Source organism: Kaistella sp., assembly GCF_041824135.1.
Taxonomy (GTDB): domain Bacteria; phylum Bacteroidota; class Bacteroidia; order Flavobacteriales; family Weeksellaceae; genus Kaistella.
In genome coordinates this window covers 1-23,434 of record NZ_JBGZYM010000063.1, presented here as the reverse complement: position 1 = coordinate 23,434, position 23,434 = coordinate 1, and the positions used below count along the sequence as shown (strand labels likewise).

Annotated in this window: 25 protein-coding genes; 10 read left to right on the top strand and 15 right to left on the bottom strand. The window is 35.8% G+C overall.

The features are described 5' to 3' along the window. Nucleotides 1-96: 96 nt before the first annotated feature. Both alr and ACEYOS_RS06830 read right to left on the bottom strand, forming a co-directional pair. On the bottom strand, nucleotides 97-1,251 hold the full coding sequence (alr, locus tag ACEYOS_RS06835; protein WP_373709796.1) for an alanine racemase: 1,155 nt from the start codon (nucleotides 1,249-1,251) through the stop codon (nucleotides 97-99). Then, nucleotides 1,241-2,377: an amidohydrolase gene (locus ACEYOS_RS06830; protein WP_373748048.1), complete on the bottom strand. Its 1,137-nt coding sequence runs from the start codon at nucleotides 2,375-2,377 to the stop codon at nucleotides 1,241-1,243. Before ACEYOS_RS06830 ends, alr begins: the two co-directional genes overlap by 11 nt. 580 nt (nucleotides 2,378-2,957) lie before the next feature. Between ACEYOS_RS06830 and ACEYOS_RS06825 the strand changes: the two genes are divergently transcribed. Both ACEYOS_RS06825 and ACEYOS_RS06820 read left to right on the top strand, forming a co-directional pair. Further along, nucleotides 2,958-3,503, top strand: a complete 546-nt coding sequence (locus ACEYOS_RS06825; RefSeq protein ID WP_373708220.1) for a DUF4142 domain-containing protein — start codon at nucleotides 2,958-2,960, stop codon at nucleotides 3,501-3,503. An 8-nt stretch (nucleotides 3,504-3,511) separates the two neighbouring features. Beyond that, the gene (locus ACEYOS_RS06820; RefSeq protein WP_373708219.1) at nucleotides 3,512-3,979 is read left to right on the top strand and encodes a plastocyanin/azurin family copper-binding protein; all 468 of its coding nucleotides are present in this window, start codon (nucleotides 3,512-3,514) and stop codon (nucleotides 3,977-3,979) included. Nucleotides 3,980-4,118: 139 nt separating this feature from the next. On the opposite strand, the gene ACEYOS_RS06815 is transcribed toward ACEYOS_RS06820, so the two are convergent. Continuing rightward, nucleotides 4,119-4,541 carry a hypothetical protein gene (locus tag ACEYOS_RS06815; RefSeq protein WP_373708218.1) on the bottom strand — a complete coding sequence of 141 codons (423 nt, stop codon included), beginning with the start codon at nucleotides 4,539-4,541 and terminating at the stop codon, nucleotides 4,119-4,121. A 280-nt stretch (nucleotides 4,542-4,821) separates the two neighbouring features. On the opposite strand from ACEYOS_RS06815, the gene ACEYOS_RS06810 reads away from it, so the two are divergent. The 3 genes from ACEYOS_RS06810 to ACEYOS_RS06800 all read left to right on the top strand — a co-directional run bounded on the left by ACEYOS_RS06810 (nucleotide 4,822) and on the right by ACEYOS_RS06800 (nucleotide 7,700). Next, the gene (locus ACEYOS_RS06810) at nucleotides 4,822-5,565 is read left to right on the top strand and encodes a substrate-binding domain-containing protein (protein ID WP_373708217.1); all 744 of its coding nucleotides are present in this window, start codon (nucleotides 4,822-4,824) and stop codon (nucleotides 5,563-5,565) included. A gap of 47 nt (nucleotides 5,566-5,612) precedes the next feature. Continuing rightward, nucleotides 5,613-5,969, top strand: a complete 357-nt coding sequence (locus ACEYOS_RS06805) for a DUF488 domain-containing protein (protein WP_373708216.1) — start codon at nucleotides 5,613-5,615, stop codon at nucleotides 5,967-5,969. Between the two features lie 195 nt (nucleotides 5,970-6,164). After that, nucleotides 6,165-7,700, top strand: coding sequence for a SulP family inorganic anion transporter (locus ACEYOS_RS06800; protein WP_373708215.1), 1,536 nt, complete (start codon nucleotides 6,165-6,167; stop codon nucleotides 7,698-7,700). Nucleotides 7,701-7,806: 106 nt separating this feature from the next. Here ACEYOS_RS06800 and ACEYOS_RS06795 read toward each other — a convergent pair whose 3' ends face one another. Next, nucleotides 7,807-8,118, bottom strand: coding sequence for a hypothetical protein (locus tag ACEYOS_RS06795; protein WP_373708214.1), 312 nt, complete (start codon nucleotides 8,116-8,118; stop codon nucleotides 7,807-7,809). A 419-nt stretch (nucleotides 8,119-8,537) separates the two neighbouring features. Between ACEYOS_RS06795 and ACEYOS_RS06790 the strand changes: the two genes are divergently transcribed. From ACEYOS_RS06790 to ACEYOS_RS06775, 4 genes are all read left to right on the top strand, one after another. Further along, nucleotides 8,538-8,888: a DUF1003 domain-containing protein gene (locus ACEYOS_RS06790; RefSeq protein ID WP_373708213.1), complete on the top strand. Its 351-nt coding sequence runs from the start codon at nucleotides 8,538-8,540 to the stop codon at nucleotides 8,886-8,888. A 55-nt stretch (nucleotides 8,889-8,943) separates the two neighbouring features. Then, nucleotides 8,944-9,288, top strand: coding sequence for a DUF1003 domain-containing protein (locus tag ACEYOS_RS06785; RefSeq protein WP_373708212.1), 345 nt, complete (start codon nucleotides 8,944-8,946; stop codon nucleotides 9,286-9,288). An 80-nt stretch (nucleotides 9,289-9,368) separates the two neighbouring features. After that, nucleotides 9,369-9,812 (top strand): phosphohydrolase, encoded by a 444-nt coding sequence (locus tag ACEYOS_RS06780; RefSeq protein WP_373708211.1) that lies wholly within the window; start codon nucleotides 9,369-9,371, stop codon nucleotides 9,810-9,812. A gap of 1 nt (nucleotide 9,813) precedes the next feature. Continuing rightward, on the top strand, nucleotides 9,814-11,913 hold the full coding sequence (locus ACEYOS_RS06775; protein WP_373708210.1) for a M48 family metallopeptidase: 2,100 nt from the start codon (nucleotides 9,814-9,816) through the stop codon (nucleotides 11,911-11,913). Here ACEYOS_RS06775 and rluF read toward each other — a convergent pair. The 6 genes from rluF to ACEYOS_RS06745 all read right to left on the bottom strand — a co-directional run bounded on the left by rluF (nucleotide 11,877) and on the right by ACEYOS_RS06745 (nucleotide 16,368). Continuing rightward, nucleotides 11,877-12,599: a 23S rRNA pseudouridine(2604) synthase RluF gene (gene rluF, locus ACEYOS_RS06770; RefSeq protein WP_373708209.1), complete on the bottom strand. Its 723-nt coding sequence runs from the start codon at nucleotides 12,597-12,599 to the stop codon at nucleotides 11,877-11,879. The two genes, ACEYOS_RS06775 and rluF, sit on opposite strands and share 37 nt — an antisense overlap. Then, the gene (locus tag ACEYOS_RS06765) at nucleotides 12,586-13,164 is read right to left on the bottom strand and encodes a hypothetical protein (protein WP_373708208.1); all 579 of its coding nucleotides are present in this window, start codon (nucleotides 13,162-13,164) and stop codon (nucleotides 12,586-12,588) included. The genes rluF and ACEYOS_RS06765 overlap by 14 nt, the downstream gene beginning before the upstream one ends. Before the next feature lie 194 nt (nucleotides 13,165-13,358). Continuing rightward, a complete protein-coding gene (truB, locus tag ACEYOS_RS06760) occupies nucleotides 13,359-14,063 on the bottom strand; it encodes a tRNA pseudouridine(55) synthase TruB (RefSeq protein ID WP_373708207.1) in 705 nt (234 codons plus the stop codon). 170 nt (nucleotides 14,064-14,233) lie between these two features. Next, complete coding sequence (locus tag ACEYOS_RS06755; RefSeq protein WP_373708206.1) at nucleotides 14,234-15,052, bottom strand: undecaprenyl-diphosphate phosphatase; 819 nt, start codon at nucleotides 15,050-15,052, stop codon at nucleotides 14,234-14,236. 112 nt (nucleotides 15,053-15,164) lie between these two features. Then, complete coding sequence (locus ACEYOS_RS06750; protein WP_373708205.1) at nucleotides 15,165-15,467, bottom strand: DUF3098 domain-containing protein; 303 nt, start codon at nucleotides 15,465-15,467, stop codon at nucleotides 15,165-15,167. A 1-nt stretch (nucleotide 15,468) separates the two neighbouring features. Further along, entirely contained in the window at nucleotides 15,469-16,368 is a 900-nt protein-coding gene (locus tag ACEYOS_RS06745) for a cell division protein FtsX (protein ID WP_373708204.1), read from the bottom strand. 155 nt (nucleotides 16,369-16,523) lie between these two features. On the opposite strand from ACEYOS_RS06745, the gene rsmA reads away from it, so the two are divergent. After that, nucleotides 16,524-17,294, top strand: a complete 771-nt coding sequence (gene rsmA / locus ACEYOS_RS06740) for a 16S rRNA (adenine(1518)-N(6)/adenine(1519)-N(6))-dimethyltransferase RsmA (RefSeq protein ID WP_373708203.1) — start codon at nucleotides 16,524-16,526, stop codon at nucleotides 17,292-17,294. A gap of 111 nt (nucleotides 17,295-17,405) precedes the next feature. On the opposite strand, the gene ACEYOS_RS06735 is transcribed toward rsmA, so the two are convergent. From ACEYOS_RS06735 to ccsA, 5 genes are all read right to left on the bottom strand, one after another. Continuing rightward, on the bottom strand, nucleotides 17,406-17,957 hold the full coding sequence (locus ACEYOS_RS06735; RefSeq protein WP_373708202.1) for a DUF1003 domain-containing protein: 552 nt from the start codon (nucleotides 17,955-17,957) through the stop codon (nucleotides 17,406-17,408). 215 nt (nucleotides 17,958-18,172) lie between these two features. Continuing rightward, nucleotides 18,173-18,940, bottom strand: coding sequence for a TIGR02757 family protein (locus tag ACEYOS_RS06730; protein ID WP_373708201.1), 768 nt, complete (start codon nucleotides 18,938-18,940; stop codon nucleotides 18,173-18,175). A gap of 69 nt (nucleotides 18,941-19,009) precedes the next feature. After that, a complete protein-coding gene (locus ACEYOS_RS06725; protein ID WP_373708200.1) occupies nucleotides 19,010-19,405 on the bottom strand; it encodes a hypothetical protein in 396 nt (131 codons plus the stop codon). Nucleotides 19,406-19,549: 144 nt separating this feature from the next. After that, nucleotides 19,550-20,467: a ribonuclease Z gene (locus ACEYOS_RS06720; protein ID WP_373708199.1), complete on the bottom strand. Its 918-nt coding sequence runs from the start codon at nucleotides 20,465-20,467 to the stop codon at nucleotides 19,550-19,552. A 249-nt stretch (nucleotides 20,468-20,716) separates the two neighbouring features. Then, nucleotides 20,717-23,434: cytochrome c biogenesis protein CcsA (ccsA, locus tag ACEYOS_RS06715; protein ID WP_373797545.1), on the bottom strand; the 2,718-nt coding region annotated here is incomplete at its 5' end.

Here is a 23,434-nt window from a genome sequence, read left to right as displayed (position 1 = left end):
TATTGGCCTTTTTAAAGGAGAAAATATTGGAAACAAATGGTTAAAGTTGCTGATCCGGATTAACTAAATGCTAAAGATTATCAACTACTAAATCGTTTATTTTTTAATAATCCGTGGAATATCTGCAGAAAGTCGAGTCAGTAATTCGTAATTCAGCAGATTGCTATAATCACTGAATGACGAGACCGATAATTGTTTATCTGCCTGATCACCAATGAGAACAACCTCGTCATTGCGTTTAATTTGATCCAGCAGCGTAACATCAATTACCATCATATTCATGTTGATGCTTCCAATGACGACACAGCGTTCGCCATTAATTAAAACCCTTCCTATATTACTTAAGCTTCGGCCATAACCATGCGCATAACCTACGGGAACGCAGGCAATTTTCATATTTGCATCAGCCATGAAACTTGTTCCGTAGCCAACGAATTCACCGCGCTTCACTTTCTTTACACTCATCACCGAACTTTTCCAGCTGATGACTCTTCGGAGTGGATTTTCATTTTTCCTTTTGGAATTGTAAAAATTAACCAAAACTTCGGGACTCGGCCAAAAACCATATTGCATAATTCCGATGCGTACCATATCCATTTGCGTTTCGGGGTACATCATGGCAGCGGCAGAACAGGCAGCATGTTTCAGTTGCGGCTTCAAACCTTTATCACAAAACTGCTTGTAAATTTCATCATAACGATCGATCTGTTTTTTAATGCGAAAATAATTGGCAATACTTTCTGCACCGGCGAAATGCGTACAGAGCCCTTTAAAATGGACAAAGGCTGAATTCTTAAGCAGAAAATCCTGAGTCCATTTTAATTCGCTGGAATTAAATCCAGTACGGTTCATTCCGGTTTCTACTTCGACATGAACGATTGCTTTTTTACCGATTTTTTTTGCTACAGCCAAAGCTGATGTCAAACGGTGTTTTTCAAAAACAAAAAACTCAATATCATTTTGAATACTCCATACGAGATCTTCTTCATTACTTAGCCAACCCATAATCATCACGGTAGCTTTATCGCCAACAACCGCTTTTACACGACGCGCTTCTTGACTGTCAAATACAGAAAAGTGTTTTACATTTTCAGACAAAGCTATTTCGACGAATTTTTCGATAGAATGTCCGTACGCATTGCCTTTTACGACCGATGAAAAAAGAACTCCTTTGTGAAAATGTTTCCGAAGAAAATCAATATTGGTTTTGTACGCTTTGGGATCAAGTTCCAGGTGTGAGTTATTGTGCATCGATCAGTTGGCTAATTTTGTAAAATATTTCGGCTCCGGTTTCTGTAATTTCATCAGGCCAGTCGTAATCTGGATTGTGAAGATTAGGTGTAAATTTTCCGCTTCCCAATCCAAACATGGCACCTCTAAAATGTTCTGTGAAAATTCCGAAATCTTCGCCCCATTGAAACGGAATTTCTCTTTCTATTAAGTTGAAGTTACAGTCCGTGGCAGCTTGTCTCACAAAATCTACTGCTTCAGGATTATTTTCATTCGCACTGAATCTTTGCGTCCACAGAATCTCTGGGTTCAGATGATATCGTTCCGCAGCTTTGACTGCAATATTTTGTAATTCTTCTTCCAATTCCTTCATTTCAGCATTAACTGCTCTACGGAAGGTATAATGAACTTCGCCATAACCAGCAGAAATTCCGTAGTCTTCCGTTCCCATGGTTAAATAAATGGGTGTCAAAATCGAGAACTTTTCTTTCTTCGGATCTGGTTGAATTTTCTTATTAAATTCAGTAATAATTTCTGCAATTGCCAAGGCTGGATTATCTCCATTTTCAGGTTCACCCGCATGAGCTGTTTTTCCATGAAGTTTAATAATGATTGAATTGACTGCACACGTAAAAGTATGATTCTTCACCACGATATCATGATGGTCATATCCCGGAAGATTATGCAAGGCAAATACCAGGTCTGGATTCAATTCCTTAAAATGCGGATCGTTATAAATAGCAACCGATCCTTCCCCATTTTCTTCAGCGGGTTGAAAAAGCAAAAGTACTTTGGTATTTTTCATTTTCTGCTCTGATAACTTTTTGGCGAAAGCTACCATAATCGCCATATGTCCATCGTGTCCACATTTATGAGAAACCTCATCGGTTGCCGATCGATGTTCAAAATCATTGATTTCCTGAATCGGTAAAGCATCGAGCTCACAGCGAAACATGACGGTTTGTTTCACTTCCTTTTCAGGTTGATAAACAGCGATGATTCCTGTTCCGTTGCCTAAGTTTTCTAGCAGTTCGTCGGGCGAATATTGTTTTAGAAACGCCGCAATGGTCTTTGATGTTTCAAATTCGAAACCTGAAAGTTCAGGATTTTGATGAAGGTGTTTTCGTAGCGTGATGATATCGTTCATTGAGAATTATTTAAATTAAAAAAAAGATTTTTAGCTAAATCCTAATCAAATAAGTTAAGAAAATTTAATGGAATATTTTTAAACTGAGGAAGAAATCTAAATTTTCACCGTTGTCATTTTACAATTTGTTATCATACTTTCGGCTCTGCAACGCCTATTAATAATCAACTTATCTAAAAAGAAACCGTTTATTAAAAAATCATCTGTTTCTTTCATCTACTACCTATTTAAGTTTAAATGAAATCTTTTGAAATCTTTTAGACCTCAACTACTATACTAACAGGAAAGAATTTTTTACTTTTTTAAATTGATATAATTTCAAGAGCCTTGGAAAGAAACGTGAATTAAACTTAAAAACATTCATTACAATACCTTGATTATCAAAGCCATTATCACTATCGTCTATTTTACATATTTGAAAACAAACTTGAATTACTATTCAAACCATCGTACCTTCGTAGTAGTTTAGTTGAAAAAATTAATCATCATTAAAGAAAATAAATAAAATATTCTTAAATGCAAAATGAAATTTCATTTGGATTTAAAATATCACTTCAATATTAACTTAAAAAATAAAAAGATGAAAACGCTAAAAAACTTAGCTTTATCTGGGACGATGCTAATGACAGCTTTGTTATTCTCGTCTAACGTTTCTGCTCAGGAACAAAAAACACCACAACTTAACGATGCAGAAATTGCTTCTGTTGCAGTAACTACAAATCAAGTTGATGTAGGTTATGCTGAAATAGCCTTGAAAAAATCTCAAAACAAAGATATCAAGAACTTTGCTACCACGATGAAAACAGATCATAATGCGGTTATTAAAATGGCCGTAGATCTCGTTACAAAATTGAAAGTGACTCCACAAACAAATGAAGTATCCAAATCTTTATTAGCTGGAGCAGTTAAAGAAGAAGCACTATTAAATGCGAAAAGCGGTAGCGCTTTCGATAAAGCCTATGTTGACAATGAGGTTGCCTACCATATTTATGCAATTAATGCAGTTGAAAACATGTTGATCCCTCAATCTAAAAATGCCGAACTAAAAGCGTTGCTTCAAAAAGCATTGCCGATTTTCAAAACGCACCTTGAACATGCAAAAATGATTCAGAAAAAATTTAAATAACAGAAATCATGATTTCTTTAAAAAACTTTTTTAGAATAGGATTTTCAGCATTTGCAATCGTCTGTTTGCTCAACGTAACAAGTTGTACTTCGGGGTCCAAAGACACGATGCCTGTGGAGAATGATAATTCCAGCGCGACAACGAGCAGTTCAGAAACGATAGTTCCCAATCCGCAAGCTGATTCTGCAACGACTGCGAAAACAGAAACGACCGAGAGTGATAACGAAAAAGCATCAGTTCATGTAGTGACCATAGAAAATATGAAATTCAATCCCGCAACAATTACTGTTAATAAAGGAGACCAAGTAACGTTTATCAACAAAGATATTGTAGGACACAATGCAACAGAAGTAAATAAAGTTTGGGCATCGCCCATGTTGCAGACTAGCCAATCGTGGACTTTTACACCAGAGAAAACTTCAGATTATTATTGTACGGTACATCTGGTCATGAAAGGCAAAATTATCGTAAAATAAAATTAGCATACCGAATGTATCAATTCACTAAAACAATCATTCTCTATATTGAAAAAACCAACTCGTTAAAAAGTTGGTTTTTTATGATTGATATGATTAAGAATCGATACGCTCTTATTTAGAAAACATCACAGATTTATTATTTTTCGTACTGACGTTTCAATTTAAGAGTTTTACCATCCATTGTTAAATCTAAGTCATCTCTTTGGCTATGCGCTTTTACACCATCTTTCTCATAGGCTGCCCCTTTAGCCCAAGCTTCAGTTTGATCGAGTACATATTCTTTATCATTCATTTTCACGGTTAAAGTATGCACGAAATCAGTATTTAAAAAAGTTAATGTGGCCAATGTACCATCTTCTGCTTTATAGGTATAGGTATCATTTTGAAGATTCATTTCATCCTGACTTGTTACGCCACCAGAAACAGTATCAACCGATACAACCGTATCCCTAATTTCATTTTGCGTTTGTGCTACTTCTTCTGTGGAATCTTTTTTACTACAGCTTATCACTAAAAATGAGATTAGACTTAAACTTAAAAGTGCAGGCAATTTTTTCATAATATTTCATTGATTTTAAATGTTTAAACAACACGGTTTTAAATTAATCACACGACGATTTATTTTTGATATTTAAGAAATCCGATGTAGAATATTGATGATCTTTATCGTTTCTTTCTAATAAATAAATTCGATAGCACGCATTTAAAAACAGTAAATTTGGTCAGACAGTAGAAACAATTATGCCACCTTATTTCAAGTTCAGCATATAATCTGATCAATGTAAAACCTGTCACGCTCTTTAAATTTCAAAATTTTCTTACCCAAAACCAAATCTTAAATGAAAAAAATAGTATGCGCATTTGCTTTATTGATCTTCTTTCCGGTATTCGTGCAGGCACAAAAAGACACGCTTTACGTTTATGGTCCCGGCGGACCATTTGCACCCATTGAAGAATGTGCCAAAATCTTTGGATCGAGAAACAATATCATTGTAAAAGTAACAGCAGGTCCCGAACCGAAATGGATTAAAACGGCAAAGCAAAACGCAGATCTTATTTATGGTGGTGCAGAATATATGTTGACCTCTTTTTCGATGAAACATGCTAATTTTATCGATCAGAATTCTCGAACAGAATTATACAAAAGAGGTGCGGCGATTTTAGTACGACCCGGAAATCCGAAAAATATTAGATCAATTGAAGACCTTTCAAAACCAGGGATTAATATTTTAGATGTTAATGGAGCTGGACAACTGGGACTTTGGGAAGATATCGCAGGGAAAAAAGATGCGATTGACGGAATTCAAAAAAACATCAAACAATCTTTTGGCAACACGGCTTTAGGAATTGCGGGTTGGAAAGAAGATAAAAGTTTCGACGCCTGGATCAATTATGAATCCTGGCATTACCGATTAAAAGATATTACAGCAGTAGTTAAACTTCCCAATTCTATCAATGTCTATCGAGGAACACCAATTGCCGTGACGACCATTTCTAAAAACAAGGACCCTGCAAAGCAATTTATCGATTTTATGAAAACAAAAGAAGGTCATACCATTTTTAAAAAATGGGGTTGGAAATAACGAACGTCATCAATTAGTTCAAAGGACATTCAATAAAATGTAAAATCATGCGTCCTATCAACATTAAGAGAATTTACGAAAAAGTATCTGAAAAAGATGGCTACCGCGTTCTAGTCGATCGGTTGTGGCCGCGTGGAATTTCTAAGGAAGAAGCAAAGGTGGATGAGTGGATTAAAGAAATCGCACCTTCTACAGAACTCAGAAAATGGTTTGACCATCAGGAAGAACGATTTCCAGCATTCGCAAAAAGATATGAGGAAGAACTTAATACTAAGAATGATCATATTGAAAGGTTGAGAGGGATTGCCGAGCAACAACAAGTGACTTTAATTTACTCCGCCAAAAACATCCATTTTAATCAAGCCGTCGTCTTATGTAACTATCTCAATAAGACGACCTCTTAATTTATTTATCAACGCATTTTACAGCAAAACCAACTTCTAAATCAGTTGGTTTTTATTTTTCTATTTTTGCACCCTGAAAAAATTACGAAACATCAATCGATTTTTTTTATTAACATACATATTTTTCAGAGCGTAACTCATTGCAGTTACGTCAGAAACTTGTACAAATTCCAACAACAAACCGTTGACCTCTTTATGAAATTAGCCCTTAACTTATTCGACTTTACCCAGAAAGTTAATTATAGAAACGAAATTCTAGCAGGATTAACTGTTGCGATGACTATGATTCCGGAATCCTTATCGTTTGCAATATTGGCAGGTTTCCCACCATTAGTTGGCTTGTACGCTGCATTTATAGCCGGTTTGATCACGGCAGTGTTCGGTGGCAGACCTGGAATGGTTTCTGGCGGCGCTGGTGCAACCGTTGTAGTTTTGATCGCTTTGATGCGCTCGAACGGATTAGAATATGTTTTTGCTGCGGTGGCTTTAGCGGGAGTTATTCAGATTTTAATCGGTTTATTTAAATTCAGCAAATTCATCAGATTGGTTCCGCAACCGGTGATGTATGGATTTGTGAATGGTCTCGCCGTGATTATTTTCATGTCGCAACTCGATCAGTTCAAGGTTTTATCAAATGGTACCCTAACCTGGTTGCAAGGAGAACCAATGATGATCATGCTTGGTTTGGTCGCCTTAACCGTCGCAATCGTTGTCGGATTTCCGAAGATCACCAAAAAAATTCCTGCGTCATTAGTTGCTATCGTTGTGGTATTTGCTTTGGTCGTAGGTTTCGGAATCAATACCAAAACCGTTCAGGACATTGCATCGGTAGAAGGTGGTTTTCCGCCTTTCCATATTCCCAATATTCCTTTTACACTGGAAGCATTTAAGATCATACTTCCCTACTCTTTAATATTTGCGGCCGTAGGTTTAACAGAAGGTTTATTGACTTTGAACCTCGTGGACGAAATGACCGGCACCAAAGGAAATGGAAACCGCGAATGCATCGCTCAGGGAACTTCTAATATTGCCAATGGTTTCTTTTTCGGAATGGGTGGCTGTCCCATGATCGCACAAACATTGGTGAATCTTTCTGCCGGTTCTAGAGCAAGACTTTCCGGAATTATCGCTTCGATTACTATTTTACTGATTATCCTTTTCGGAGCACCTATTATTGGTCAGTTGCCGATGGCTGCTTTGGTTGGTGTAATGATCATGGTCGCACTCGGAACCTTTGAGTGGGCGAGTTTTAAAATCATTAAAAAAATGCCGAAACACGATATCTTTGTTGGAATTCTGGTAGCGGTAATTACGGTTGTACTGCATAATTTAGCTTTAGCAGTTTTAATTGGAGTTATTATTTCCGCCTTGGTTTTCGCCTGGGAAAGTGCCAAAAGAATTCGCGCGAGAACTTACATCGATGAGAAAGGAGTCAAACATTATGACATCTACGGACCTTTGTTTTTTGGATCGGTGATGACATTCTCCGAAAAATTTAATATTGAGGAAGATCCCGAAGAAGTGATTATCAATTTCAAAGAATCAAGAGTTTCGGATATGTCAGCCATTGAAACACTGAATAGTATCACGAAAAAATACAGCAATGCTGGTAAGAAAGTTCATCTTCAAAATTTGAGTACAGACTGTATTCGTCTGTTAGATAATGCCGAAGCAGTAATTGACGTGAATATCATTAAAGATCCCGAATATTTGGTTGCTGTTGAAAAATAACGGGAGAGATCGCTAAAATCAAATGATTGTTTTTACAAAATGCTTTAAGAAATTAAAGCATTTTTTGTTTTTAAAGTATATCACAGGAAAGTGAAATCAATCTTCATTAATTCCAAAAATAGGTTGAAAAGAAATTCATCAAACGGTTCATATCCTGTCTCATCGAAAAAGCCAAAAGGTATTTTACCTGTATTAAAATAGGTTCAAAGCCATTAGCAAGTTTTAGGAATTCGCGCTCTGGAATAATGCTGTAACATTTTTCCTGATGCATAATATTCAAAGCTCGATCTCCCAAAGACACGGTCATACTTCCTAATTTTTTATAAAAAGTATAATCACTTACTTTCACAAAACCGTCTTCCAACATTTCGGAAATCAGTTTGTTAAAGAGTTTTTGGCCTTCTGGAGATAAATTCATAATGATAAAAATAACATCCGTAAAATTAATAAAACTAAATATTAAAACAGTTACAAATAATTGACAACCTTTAAAATACTTCAAACACTAATTTATAATTCTTTTCAATTTAACTTTAATTCCGTTAAAATAGATAAAGGCATTTATTAACAGTCGATTACATTTAAAAAAATCATCGAAATAAAATTTTTAAAGAAGAAATAAAATTCAAATCTGAATTATCTTTGATCAGAATAAAAATATCGAAACCACATTGATGATAACTAAATTTTATATTTTCTTCCGGAAAACTTTTGCTAAAATCAGATGGCAGGAGATTCTGGCGGTCTTAATTCTCTTTCTGGCTTTCGTTTTTTTTAGAAGTGAAAGAAAAGAAATGTCGTCCCATTTTGCATTGTAACTTCTTAGAAATCTCAATTATGAAAAATAAAAAATATGTTCTGGATCTTCTGAAAAGTGAAAATGAGCAGCTTCGAAAAATGCACGAGATCATTGAAAAAGCATTAGCCGAGGAAACCCTTATTACGACGACCATTCAGGACACTGAGGAAGAACGGAGCTACGGCGAAAAACTATCTGATAAAGTCGCCCAGTTTGGCGGCAGCTGGAAATTTATTATAATTTTTGGTGTTATTCTGATGCTTTGGATCCTCTATAACACGCAAGTGATGCATAACAAAAGTTTCGATCCTTATCCTTACATTTTATTAAATTTAATTCTGTCGTGTATCGCCGCAATTCAAGCACCGATTATTATGATGAGTCAGTAAAGTCGCACAGTTTGGCGGCAGCTGGAAATTCATTATTATTTTTGGTGTTATTCTGATGCTTTGGATCCTCTATAACACGCAAGTGATGCATAACAAAAGTTTTGATCCTTATCCTTACATTTTGTTAAATTTAATTCTGTCGTGTATTGCCGCAATTCAAGCACCCATCATTATGATGAGTCAAAACAGAAAGGAAGTGAAGGACCGAAAAAGATCCATCAACGATTATATGATCAACCTAAAATCTGAGATTGAAATTAGGAATCTGCATGAGAAAGTTGATCTGTCAGTAATTGATCAGTACAAACATCTATGCGATATTCAGCAAAAGCAATTAGAACTTTTGGAAGAATTGAATAAAAAAGTGAAACTGTTATCAAAACTTTCCAATCTTTCTTAACATTGAGGTGAATCTATTAATCGTAATTCAAAAAATCATCTTATATTTCACTTTAATTATCTCCTTTAATTATTCTTAAAATGACGAAAGAAGAATTACTCAACAAAGCCATTAAAATTGCACAAAAAGCGCATAAAGGACAAACCGATAAATTTGGTACGCCGTACATCGGTCACGTGATGCGCGTCATGAATGCCGGAAAAACCTATGATGAAAAAATTGTGGGAGTCTTACACGATGTGATTGAAGACTGCCCCGAAATCACCTACGAAACATTGGTAAATGAAGGCTTTTCGGCGGAAGTGATTTTCGCGATCAAATGTCTTACTAAAACTCCGGTAGATGTCGATTACACTGAATTTATAAAACAAACCGAACAATCTCCATTAGCGGTCTCGGTAAAATTAAACGATCTTCAGGACAATATGAATCTGACGAGATTTACACAAACAATGACGGAACGGGATATGAAAAGACTCAACAAATATCTGACGGCTTATCTTTATTTAAAAGAAAAATATTAATATGGCAAAAACTCTACCTTCTATTTCCAGAGAATATAAAAAAGAAGTGACCAACTCTTTTTTTTTAATCCTTTTATTTTTTCTTGTTTACTCTATTTTAATTCTGCTTTCTGTAGCCTTAATAATTGTTCTCGGTTATTTTGCTTACCAAATCATTACCTTCAAATTCACGTACTGGACCGTAATTATCGGTGCCGGGATATTTAGTATCGGTATATTTATTTTCATCTTTTTGGTGAAGTTTATTTTCTCTTCCTTTAAAGATGACAACAATTCGATGATCGAGATCAATCGCCAACATGAGCCCGAATTGTTTCAATTAATTGATGAAGTGGTAGAAGATGTCGGCACGCAGAAACCTAAAAAGGTGTTTTTATCGCCTGACGTCAATGCTTTCGTTTCTTATAATTCGGCGTTCTGGAGTATGATCTTACCGATCAAGAAAAACCTTACGATTGGGTTAGGCTTAATCAATTCTACGAATGTTAGTGAACTGAAAGCAATTTTAGCGCATGAGTTCGGGCATTTCTCGCAACGAAGCATGAAGGTTGGAAGTTATGTGAATCAGGCGAACAAAATCATTCACAGCACGTTGTATGACAATGAAGGTTTCAATGACATCCTCAATAAGTTCGCCAATACCCACGCACTTATTTTTCTTTTCGCGAAATTCTCTTTCCTGATTATTACCGGAATTAAATGGATCCTGCAGAAAACCTACGAATTCCTTTATAAAAAACATATGTCACTCAGCAGACAAATGGAGTTTCATGCTGATGCAATTGCCACCACGATTGTAGGAACAGAAGTGAAAAGCAGTGCATTATTACGATTAGATCTGTCGGAAATGGCCCTCAGCAATTCTGTCAATTTTTACCGAAATCATCCAGAAAAGTACAACACCAAAAATATTTTCGAAAACCAAGCTTCATTAATGCATTTCTATGCAGGAGAATTCAGGCATCCAATCGTCAACGGATTGCCAAAGATCGATCTGGATGATTTGAACCGATACAATAATACCAAACTCATTATCGAAGATCAATGGGCTTCGCACCCAACCATGCAACAAAGAATTGAAAAGATTCAAAAGCTTAATATTCCTTCGGAAAACATCGATCATCGTTTGGCTACAATCATTTTAAAACATCTGGATCAATATGAGGAAACTTTAACCAATAAACTTCTGTCAGCAAACGATATCAGAAACGGCGACCATTTTATTTCGAGCGTTCATTTCCTTGAAAAGTTTGAACTGGAAGAAACCAAATATAAATTCCCGGAAGTTTTTAATTCTTACTACAATCAAAAAAATCCGCCTTTAATTTCTTTAGATGATCTAAAAACAGTTGCTACCGATTTAGTTGCTACCGATTTTTTCAACGATGACAAGGTGAATTTAGTTTTTGAAAAAGCAACCGTCGAAAGCGAAATAGAGATTTTGGAAGCCATCAAACTAAAGCAGTATCAAATCAAGACCTTTGAATATGATGGCAAAAAATATTTTGCAAATGAAGCTGGCAAAGTGAAACTGATCGCAGAACAACAGCTGGAAATTCTTACAGCAAAAATTGAAGAAAACGATCGTAATTTTTTGCATTTCCTTGCTTCTAAAATAGATAGTGAAACCAGAAATATTTTGAACGCGAGAATAAAAAACTACTTCACAACCGAAGAATCATTTGAAGAATACTCAGCTGCATTCCAAGAGTTTCTTCCATATATTTCGTTTATGAGTATCACGTTACCTGTTGAAGAAATTAGAAAAAAGAGATTTGAATTGATTGAACACGAAAAGGATTTTAAGGAAATGCTGACCGAATTTCTTTATAAGAGTGAATTTAAAACAGCCATGAAGGCTGAAGACCTCATTTTATTCCAGACCTACATTGATTCTAAAAATAAATATTTCGAGTTTGACAGGTATATCGATAGTGAATTACAAATGCTCTCTGATGTTTTTGATAAATTAACCGAAACACTTTCAAGTCATTTTTACGATACAAAAAAAGACCTGCTTGATCATGAAGCAGATCTGTTTAAAAGTTTATCGGCAGCAGAAAATCACTCAACCGTTTTAGCAGAATCGTCTAATAGTTGATGAAGTTCTGTAAGTTCGGCATCGGTTAGATCCCGCCACTTCCCGATCGGAAGATCGAGTTTAATATTGAGAACACGGATTCTTTTCAGTTTCTTCACTTCATAACCGCAAAATTCACACATGCGCCGAATTTGGCGGTTTAAACCTTGAGTAAGAACAATTCGGAACGATAAGTTATCGATCTGTTCGACTTCACATTTATTGGTAACGGTATCTAAAATGGGAATTCCGCCTCGCATTTGCATCAGGAATTTTGGCGTAATCGGATGGTCAACCCGTACGATATACTCTTTACCGTGATTATTTCTCGATCGAAGAATTTTATTCACAATATCACCATCATTGGTCAGCAGAATTAATCCTTCACTCGGCTTATCTAATCTGCCGATCGGGAAAATTCTTTTCGGATGATTCACGAATTCGATGATATTGTCTCTTTCTCTTTTGGTATCGGTGGTACAGACAATTCCAACCGGCTTGTTCAAAGCAATATAAACTGGTTTTTCTTCTGTTTTTTTAATGGAAACTCCATCTACGAAAATCTCGTCTTCATCAGAAACTTTAGTTCCCATTTCCGGAACAGCGCCATTGATGGTAATTCTGCCCTGTTCTAACATTCGGTCTGCTTCACGTCGTGAACAGAACCCAACTTCAGAAAGATATTTATTTATTCTAGTCTTTTCCATACTCATTATAATTTTTGTTACTGAAGATCGTTAGTCCGTAAAATATACCCACAAAGGTAACTCCGGTATTTCCTAATTGTTGACCTTCCAAATAAAAGCCACCCTGCTGGCTTAATCGTTTGCTGTGAGAAACCAATTTTCCCACTTTAATTCCATACAAATCTGCATTGTCAACGACCGATTTATTCAGTTGAAACCCATACATTAAATCAATGAAAACCGGTTCTCCGTCATCGACATTAAACAAAATTTTTGGTTGGATAATTCCATACAAAATATGAAAATTATCGGTCGTGTACGTATACTTTATTCCTCCGCCTAAAGACAGATTCGGAATAAAATTAAATCCTGCTACCGCTGAGATTCCGTACGAAAAATCATTGGGATAATTCACAGGAGGATTGTTCGGATTATTATCTCTATCTCGATTACCTTCTATTATATTCGACAAATTAAATCCTGCACTCACCTCGGGACTGAAATAAAAACCCTGAATTGGCTTTTTCTCCGTTTGGCTAATTCCAAAAATGGAAACCAATAAAAGCAGTAGATATATTATTTTCATGGATCGGAATTCGATGTCTTATAATGCAAAGTTAAAAACAAATCATATCACAAATTACACTATCGAAAAATTAACCATTAAGACGAAAATTAAGAAGTTAAGTTTATTAAGATTTCCTTCGGCAATTTAAATTCCTATCATCTTTTTTCTTCTTTAGATTTACTTAAAAAAAGATTTAGCTTTTATGGTTAAGACTATTTATTAAAGTTTTTAAAACTATATTCATTTTCTAAATATTCTGAGCTTCCGTTCTCGATTTTGTAGTCTCCGATTTTTGTTCTGCGAAGATTGGTTAAATAGGCACCAACACCTAAATCCTGACCGATATCGTGGGCCAAACTTCTAATATAAGTTCCTTTGGAACAGCCGACGATAAATCGAACGAATGGTAATTCAATTTCAATATCACTGATATAATTAATGGTGGTTTTCCTGGATTTCATTTCTACTTCTTTTCCAGCTCTGGCTAAATCATAAGCGCGGTTTCCTTCAATTTTAATAGCCGAAAAAATGGGCGGTTTCTGATCGATCTCACCGAGAAATTTTTCTAAAGTTCCCCTGATCTGTTCCTCAGTTATATGTGAAATATCCTGTTGAAGTATTTCTGGTTTTTCGGTGTCGTAAGATTCTGTTTGAACTCCGATTTTTATTTCGGTGAAATATTCTTTGGGTGCATCCTGGATTTCAGGAATGATCTTGGTGAATTTTCCGGTGCAGACAATGAGTAATCCTGTGGCTCGCGGATCTAAAGTTCCGGCGTGTCCGATCTTGAATTTCTTGGGTAGATTAAATTCTTTTTTGAGTTTGAATTTAAGCTTATTAACCGCTTGAAAACTTGTCCAATCCAGAGGTTTGTCGAGGAGTATTATTTGGCCTTCTAAGAAATCGGTATCGGTCATTTTTAAAAACTAAATTGGTGAAAAGTTCTGGTTTGCAGCCCGACCTGAGTGGAGCTCTTTTTGCCGCAACGAAGTGAAGGCAAAAAAGCGGGAACGAAGGACGGAAATGTCTGCCATAAAAAAAATAATAAATAGGCCTTCGACCAGGTCAAATGTCTGCCTAAATAAGATTATTGAAACTGTGTAAAATAAATCAACAAGACGATTCCCACGATAATTCGGTACCAACCCCAAGGTTTAAATCCGTATTTGTTGAGTAATCCAATGAACGATTTTATAGCAATCAAGGCAACAATAAACGCAACAACATTACCTACAACAAAGGCGATAATATTATCGGAAGACGAAAGAATCATCTCGTAACCTTTCATCGGATTGGGTGTTGTTTTCCCCCAGGTTTTTACAAAAATAGAATAAACAGTCACGGCCAACATCGTTGGAACGGCTAAGAAAAATGAAAATTCTGCGGCGGCTTTCCGTGTTAATCCTTGCGTCATACCACCGATAATTGAAGCGGCACTCCTACTCGTTCCTGGCATCATCGCCAGACATTGCCAAAAACCAATGATTACGGCTTTCTTGACCGACATGTCTTTTTCGTCATCAATTTTTGGATTTTTAAACCATGAATCTGCGAATAATAAAACGACTCCACCTAATACCAACATTGCAGAAATAGCAACCTGGTTCCCAAGAAGTGCTTCTATTTTATCATCAAATAAAAATCCCAAGCCCAAAGCCGGAAGAACTGCGAACGCCAGTTTGTAATAAAATTTAAGGTTTTGGAAATCAAAAAACTTTTTCCAGTAAGCTGCAACCACGGCTAAAATAGCTCCGAACTGAATTGATACCTGAAACATTTTTAGAAATTCCGTTTCTTCCATGCCCATTAGGTTCGCAATGAAACCCATGTGTGCCGTGGAGGAAATAGGAAGGAATTCGGTAAGTCCTTCGATGATCGCAATGATGATTGCTTTGAATAAATCCATTTATTTTGGTATTAAAAAAACTCTTCGACAGGCTCAGAGTGACATGATTATTAAAAACAACTTTGTCAAAGTTGAGAAACTTTGACAAAGTGATGTGCTTTAGAAATATAAATTACTTCTTTTTCCGTTTTAAGATGGCGTACACTTCTACAGCGAAACCGGCAATGACCAACATCGGTGCAATTCGGATTCTTCGGATGGAGAAAATACCTTCGTTCCAAACATTTGGATCATAATTTCCATCAACGGTATTCGCATCAGCACCCATCATTAATAGAAAACCAACGACTATTAACGCCAATCCAATTAACATGAGTCTGTAATTTTCTTTGCCGAAATAGAAAGGATTATTTTCTGAAACTTCTACGGGTTGACCAATACTGTCCGCCGAAAATTGTTTATGTTTTTTGCTCATTTTAAGAATAATAAAGATCATCAACATTCGATCTCAGGAATCTCCATGTTGCGAAAATAGTGGAAAAAACGGTGATGAAAACACCTAACAAGAAAATACCAACCACTAAAATAATCAACTGATTATTGTCCTGTGCGAACGGAGTTCCAATCTGCGTAATGAAATAATACCACGCACCGAATAAGACTGCTAAACCGATCAAAGCACCGATCACTCCAAGGATGATTGCTTCTTTAATAAACGGCTTCAAGATAAATCGGCGTTTGGCACCAACCAGTTGCATTGTTTTGATAATGAATCTTTTAGAAAATATTTTTAATCGAATAGAGTTGTTAATTAAGACAATTGCTAAGATCAAAAACAAGACTGAAAATCCTAAGATCCATTTCAAGATATTGTTCAGGTTGTTATAGACTTCAACCATCAAAGTGCTGTTGTTTTTGACATCGATAATTCCAGGTGTCGATTGAATTTGCTTAATGGCTTCGTCGATTTTTGCCGGATCGACAAATTCTGGTTTCAAGGCAACTTCAATTGAAGAAGGGAAAATATTTTCGTCGAAAAGTGCGCTGCTTTCAATTCCCATACTTTTCTTTGCTTCTTCCGCAGCCATCTCGCGGGAAATGTAAGTCGCTTTTTTCACTGGTCCTAAAACCTGAATTTTCTTAAAGGTCTCAGCTTCCATTTTGGCGGTTTTCACCGAATCCTTTGCATCATAGTTTTCATCAAAATACGCATTCACCACCAATTGCTCCTTGATATAATCTGAATATTTTTGAGCATTAATAAGGATAAGTCCCATTAATCCTAATAAAAATAACACCAATGCAATACTAATCACTACGGTGATATTGCTGGAGCGAAGTCGTCTTTTGTTAAAATCCTCAACTGTCTTAGCCATTAAATAAAAAATTTCTGCTAAAATAGAAAAAAACTTCCGTAATTTGCGGACAAACGCGGAAAATCGCTGTTAAAAAAAACTTAAAGGAAAGGAACTCGAGGCTTTAAAAATGGCTTTTTCAGTTTCATTTTCACCAAATAAAATCCTAATTCTGAATGAGCGTAAGAGCCAAAAAACACCTTGGTCAACATTTCTTGACTGATGAAAATATTGCCAAAAATATTGTCGATGGATTAAGTTATGAAAACAAAAACCAGGTTTTAGAAGTTGGTCCCGGAATGGGTGTGCTGACCAAATATCTTTTAGAAAAAGATGCTGAGATTTTTGTGGCTGAAATTGACACCGAATCTATCTCCTATTTAAAAAGTCATTATCCAAAATTAGAAGAACAACATTTCATCGGTGATTTTTTGAAGTTAAATTTATCCGAATCATTTGAGGGTCAAGTTTCAATCATCGGGAATTTCCCATATAATATTTCGTCTCAAATTTTATTTAAGATCATCGATTATTACAATCAAGTTCCTGAAATGGTTGGGATGTTTCAGAAGGAAGTTGCAGAAAGAACGGCAGCGGTCCCGAGAACGAAAGACTATGGAATTCTGTCTGTCCTCGTTCAGGCTTTGTATGATGTTAAGTATTTGTTTACAGTTCATGAAAACGTCTTTAATCCACCACCAAAAGTAAAGTCTGGTGTTATTCGATTAACTCGAAATCCAAAAGAAGGTTTGGCTGGAAACGAGGTTTTATTTAAAAGAATTGTAAAAGCAGGTTTTGGTCAAAGGAGAAAAAAATTATCGAATTCGTGGAAAGCACTGGATATTCCGGAAGCCTTGAAAACTCATGAGTTCATGGATAAGCGCGCCGAGGAATTATCGGTAGAGGATTTTATCGCCTTTACGAAACTTTGGAAGGAGCATTCTTAAAAATTAAAAACCATTTCAAATTGAAATGGTTTTTTTGTATTGGTGTACTTAACCTTGACAAGGTTTAGAACCTTGACAAGGTTTTTGAAAAGTTGCAAGTTTTATAAATTATTATTCTTCTGGTGGAAGGTTTGCCTTTTCTTCTTCAATTTTTAAATCTTCCAAACGTTTTTGAAGATTGGCTATGACTTCTCGCATAGCTCTGATGTCATTTTTATTCGAAGAAACGTTGCTTTTCAACATCACGTTTCTGGCGCGTTCGTTGTGATCTTCATCATCTTCATCTTCGGCAATATCTTCGATGTCTTCCTGGATATCATCAATATCTTCACTGATCTCTTCGATGTCTTCCTGGATATCTTCAATGTCTTCCTGGATCTCGTTGACGTCTTCTTTCAAATCTTCGATATGCTCCTGACTTCTGTTGACGGACATTTGAATAAAAATGGCGAGATATATTGCCTCAAGAGAAAGCACCGTCGTTAAAACCAATAGCATTTTATCAAAGGCTACAAGGCCGAAAAGCGGCAGTAAAAAAGCTGAAATAAAAATGATTGAATGAATGATCAAGGAAGGAATTGAACCAATCCACCACATCAAACCATCGGTTACCTTAACCAGAAACTCGATTTTTTCCTTTGTTTTTTCTTCTCTCTCTTTCATCTTTTGACTTTCTTAACATTTTTTCTACACAACTTCTCACGCAATTGCGCCAAGAGTTCGGTACAAATATAATGTTTTTTCACTCTTTTCTAAAGTCCTAAAGACGTTGAATTTATTGATTTTCTCCAAAAATAAAACAAAGCAGATTCAGGTATCCACATTATCATTTCATGTATTTTTAGCAAGAAACTTTATGAATTTGATTTTTGTTAATTTTAAAATGCTTTGTCAACTCCTAAACCAAAGAGAGCGAAATCATACTTCGCAGGATCTTTATCATCGAATTTTCTTAGAACTAAATCCAATTCTTCAACAGTTTTCCAGTCGTTTTGTTTTCTTTGAATGAGATTAAGTTTACGGGAAATATTTCCAGTATGAACATCCAGTGGGATTGATAAATGCTTTTGATCGATGTTTTTCCACATTCCAAAATCAACACCTTTTCGATCCTGGCGAACCATCCACCGAAGAAACATGATCAAGCGTTTTGCAGAAGAATTTTTATAGGTTGAACTAACGTGTTTCGTACTTCTATGAATTTCATTTTCTTTAAAGAATTCTGTTCTGAACCGATGGAGACTGTGATAGAAATTAGATTCATCTTCTTTCACTAAAAAGAGATTTTCCAAAGAAGCATTTTCTTTATATAATCGACTTAAGTTTCGGATGAAATAATTAAGATCTTCTTTATTAAAAGTCCGGTGAACGGAATTATGCTTAAAGAAGTCCATATCTGATTCTTTAAAGTTTAATACGAATTCATAAGGTGAGTTTCCCATCCAAGACAGAATTTTCTCTGCATCATTGATGATTGATTTCCGGGTTCCCCAAGAAATGGTTGCCGTTAAAAACCCAGCAATTTCTATATCTTGTTTTAAAGAAAAACGGTGTGGAATTGAAATCGGGTCATTTGCAATAAAGTCGATATGATTGTACAACTCGGCTTTCTCGTCAAGGAAATCTTTTAGTTCGTGAATGGTCATAGATTAAAAAATTTACAGATTTCTATTATATACAAAAATCTTCGAATCCATCTAGCATTTCGGTTAAAACTAATTTACAGGAATGATCCATCTATTTTCAACTTCTGTTGCCCACTGTACTTTCCACGTATTTCCATCAATCTGGTCCAATAAGATAAATGTCCAAATATTTTGTGTTGGATAAAGAATAAATCTACCCGTTATTTCCTTGTCGTTTGGTACTAAAGAAGTTGAATTTAAATTTGTCTCAAAACCACTTTTACTTCCTATATCGAATTGCAATTGCCACATTTGTCCGTTACTTGTGTTCAATTTTATGAAGTTCCAAATATTTTGGGTTGGATAAAGTCGATAAAGTGAAGAATTAACTTCTTCGTTATTTACACTTTCTTTTTTTATAGAAACTTGAGAATAAAAATTTGCGATATTCATTAATAGAACTAAAACGATTGAGATTTTTTTCATCCGATATTTATTTGGAAAGTTTGTCCTTAAAAATTGTTTTGGTAAATTTCATACGTTTATAGAAACATTTTACTATTTTTTTTATCGAGGGAATCTTTTAAAAATGCAAGATCAGGATATTAGGAGGATTTTTCAATTTCCTCTTTATAAAATTTCAACTGGAACTAGTGCTTTCGGTAAATCAGTATTCGGGAAAACCTCACGTGCTTCATCAAGAAAGACGGTTAGGTCATGATAGCGGTTAGAAAAATGTCCGACGATCAATTTTCCGACATTTGCTTTACGGGCAATTCTGGCGGCTTCTAATGCGGTGGTATGTCCAGTATAATCTGCCATTTCTTTTAACTCATGTAAAAAGGTGGCTTCGTGATACAACAAATCTACTTCGTTAATTAAAGGTAAGATAGATTCGGAATATCGCGTGTCACTGCAGAAAGCGTAAGAAACTGACTTATGAGGATCCGTCGTTAAAACTTCATTTTTCAAAACGTAGCCATCACTTAAAACGAAATCTTTTCCGTTCTTGATATTTTGATAGTCGCAGGTTTCTATTTCGGGATATTTTGAAACTTGCTCCATGTTCAGGTGTCTTTCTTTTGGCTTTTCTTTAAAGAGATAACCATTGCAATAAATGCGGTGATCTAAAGGAATTGTGAAGACTTCTAACTTATGGTCTTCATAAATCTTCTCCGATTTTTTGCTTTGCAATTCATGGTAAACGACTTCGAAACCTTTGTGCGTTTCTGTAAATTTGAAAATCGTTTCTAATAATTCTTTTATTCCTTTTGGTCCATAAACATGTAAAGGAGTTTCCCGCCCTAACAGTCGAAAAGACGCAATTAAGCCTGGCAAACCAAAACAATGATCGCCATGAAGATGTGAAATAAATATATGGTTAATTTTTGAAAATCGTGCTTTCGCTTTTCTCAACTGAACCTGCGTTCCTTCGCCACAATCGATGAGAAAACAGCGCTCATCCATTTCGAGGAATTGTGCTGTAGGAGACGAACTCACGGTGGGAATGGCTGAGTTGAAGCCGAGAATAGTTAAGTGTGCGCTCAAAAGTATTATTTATCGTTAATTGTCGGTGTTAATAAGTACCTACAAATTTAATGATTATTTAAAGGACTTTTAAAAGAAAAAAACAATTGCGATTATAGCCCGGATGGAAACGGCATCCTTTTTATTTTTTTCAACGAAAAAAATGAAAAGATATAGTGGACAGCCGGACGGGTTTTCGAAAGAGCGAAAATCTGATTGCTCCTAAAAAAATCAAATCCCGAAAATATATTTCGGGATTTGATATTAAAATTATTTTTTAGTTAACTTTTTGAATTTGATATAAGAAATGATGGCTAAAGTGAACATAAACGCGACACCAAGATACACCCATATTGGCACTGGAATCGGATCTCCGGCAGCGTAGGAATGTAAACCACTCAGGTAATAATTCACTCCAAAATAAGTCATCACAATGGTACTAATCGAAAACAAAGAAGCTACGTGGAAAGCCCATCTTCCTCTCAATCCTGGCACTAATCTCATGTGTAAAACGAAGGCATAAATCATGATTGAAATAAAGGCCCAAGTTTCTTTTGGATCCCAGCTCCAGTATCTTCCCCACGATTCGTTGGCCCAAATTCCACCTAAGAAAGTCCCGACTGTTAGGAAGTATAATCCAATAGTGAGAGACATTTCTGAAACGATTGTTAATTCTTTAATCGTGCTATCATGATGAATTTTATAAATCGTTTTATTGGCGAAAATATAGAAAAACAAAACAATCATCGCAATTACCATGGAGAGGGCAAAGAACCCGTAACTCGCGGTGATAATCGCTACGTGGATAATTAACCAGTAAGATTTCAAAACCGGAACCAAGGGCGTAATCTGCGGATCTAGTGCAGAACCACCATGAGCAAAGCCCATCATAATTACGGCAACCATAAACCCGGCTGCAGGAATTAAAGCATTGGAGTTTCTGTACAATAACAATCCAGCTGAAATACCAACCCATGATATAAAAATAATGGCTTCATAACCGTTACTCCAAGGAGCGTGACCTGAAATAAACCATCGTGCGGCTAATCCTAAAAACTGCAAAGTATACCCAACTAAACCTAAAATGATTAAAGCTTTTATGGCTTTATTAATTATTTTATTCGGTTTGAATAATTCAATAAAACCTAGTAAAAGTAAAAGTCCGCCGATTATAGTATAAAAAATCATCAAGTGAAAGTTGATGTTCACTTTGTTCATCAGCACTTCTAACTTCACTTTCGATTCTGAAGGAACAACATTTTTCCCCCAGGTTTTTTGGTATTGTTGCAATTTCACCAACTCTGCATCTGCTTTGCTCCAGTCTCCTGATTTTTGCGCTGCTAGAATTTCAGAAAAATACGGTCCCATTACTTCTTGTGAGGCCGTGTCTGGTTCGAAATTTTGATCTAACCAAGAGTGCCACGTATTGTTCGAATCATTTTTCACTGGAACAATTCGCATGAACTGTCCACTAAAGAATTCATTAAATGCCTGAACGCGGTCATTCACCTTGATCACTTCTTTATCGTAATTGGTTTGTTCTGCCGGTTTTTTTCTAAATGCTGCCTGATAGTCTTCTTCTAAAACGTAATGCAGAGCACCGGTTTCATCAGCCGGAAACAAGGACATCAATGAGGTATAACCCTCTTCATTTGCTTTCGCTTTCTTTTGTAATTCGTCACCGCCTTTTGCTCCAATACTAATTAAAGGAACCATAGTCCAACTCGCAGTATCGGTATTAATCGATAAAAACCATTGATTTGCAGTTAAAGATTTTCCATCAGTTCCACGGAAGGCATCTTTTTTATACAATTTACGAAGAACGTCTAAAGCCTGCGTATTCATCGGCACGATTCGTCCATCGTAATTTTGAACTAATAAATAGGCAAATTTTTCTGCGTGATCTTTATCAATTTTATTTCTGGAAATAATTTCATCAGCCGTAATTTGGCGTGGTGATTTCAGCATTCCAGTAGGTCCTTTTTTTGCTGCAGGTGCAGGCGCCATTAAGGCAGCTTCACCGTGATCATGACCATCATCAGCGGAGTGCGTCTGTTCAACTTTGTCACCAGAACCATCAGAAGTTCCATGAGTTTCAATTTTCTGAGCATTAAAATTTAAAGTCAGAAGAATTAAAAGAAGGGTTGCTGATTTCTTTTTATTTGCACTTTTCAACATTTCCTCCAGTTTCCAGAAATGGGTTCCTTTCCAGAAGAAGATCACGAACATTCCGCCAAATAAGAAGAAGTATCCGATATAGGTAATCAAAGTTCCCCAGAAATCGTGGTTTACAGAAAGAACTGTTCCTTTTCTATCTGGATCAAAACTAGCCTGGAAAAATCGGTAACCGCTATGGTTAAGAACATTATTCATATAAATTTTATAAGGCGTTTGTTTGCCTTTTTCAATAACCTGAACGTGACTTTCGTAGGCACTCGGTGAGGAACTTCCTGGATAAGTTTCCATTACAAATTTTTCGAGTTTGATAGAAAATGGTGTAGTATAAACTTTCGGTCCAAATCCAAGAATGATGTTCATTCCATCCACTGCAATTTGTTTGAAAGCATTAGGATTTCCTTTTTCAACAGGAAGGTCAACAATCACTTTTGATTTTGGTCCTTGAACTTCTACTTGTAAATTATCAGAAACATTAGCGTCTTTTTTACGATCACCTTCGTAGGCAATTAGTTTTCCTTTTACTAAACCTTCTGGAACAACCAATTTTAATTCGCCAATAGAGTAAAGACTTCTTAACATCAAAGGTTCATATTCATCCTTTTTAGTCGGAAATTTCTCCTGAGTTGCCATGACCATGTAGTCTGCTTCAACAGGAGTTTTGATCATTAAATTACCACTGGTATTGTTGAATTCTACGGCTCCTTCAATTGCTCTATTGAAAGAAACCAGCGTTCCGTTCACCAGCTTAGAATCGCCTGGTTTGATGTAGATATTTTCACGACCTGATTCACCTGTAGAAACCAAGTGAAG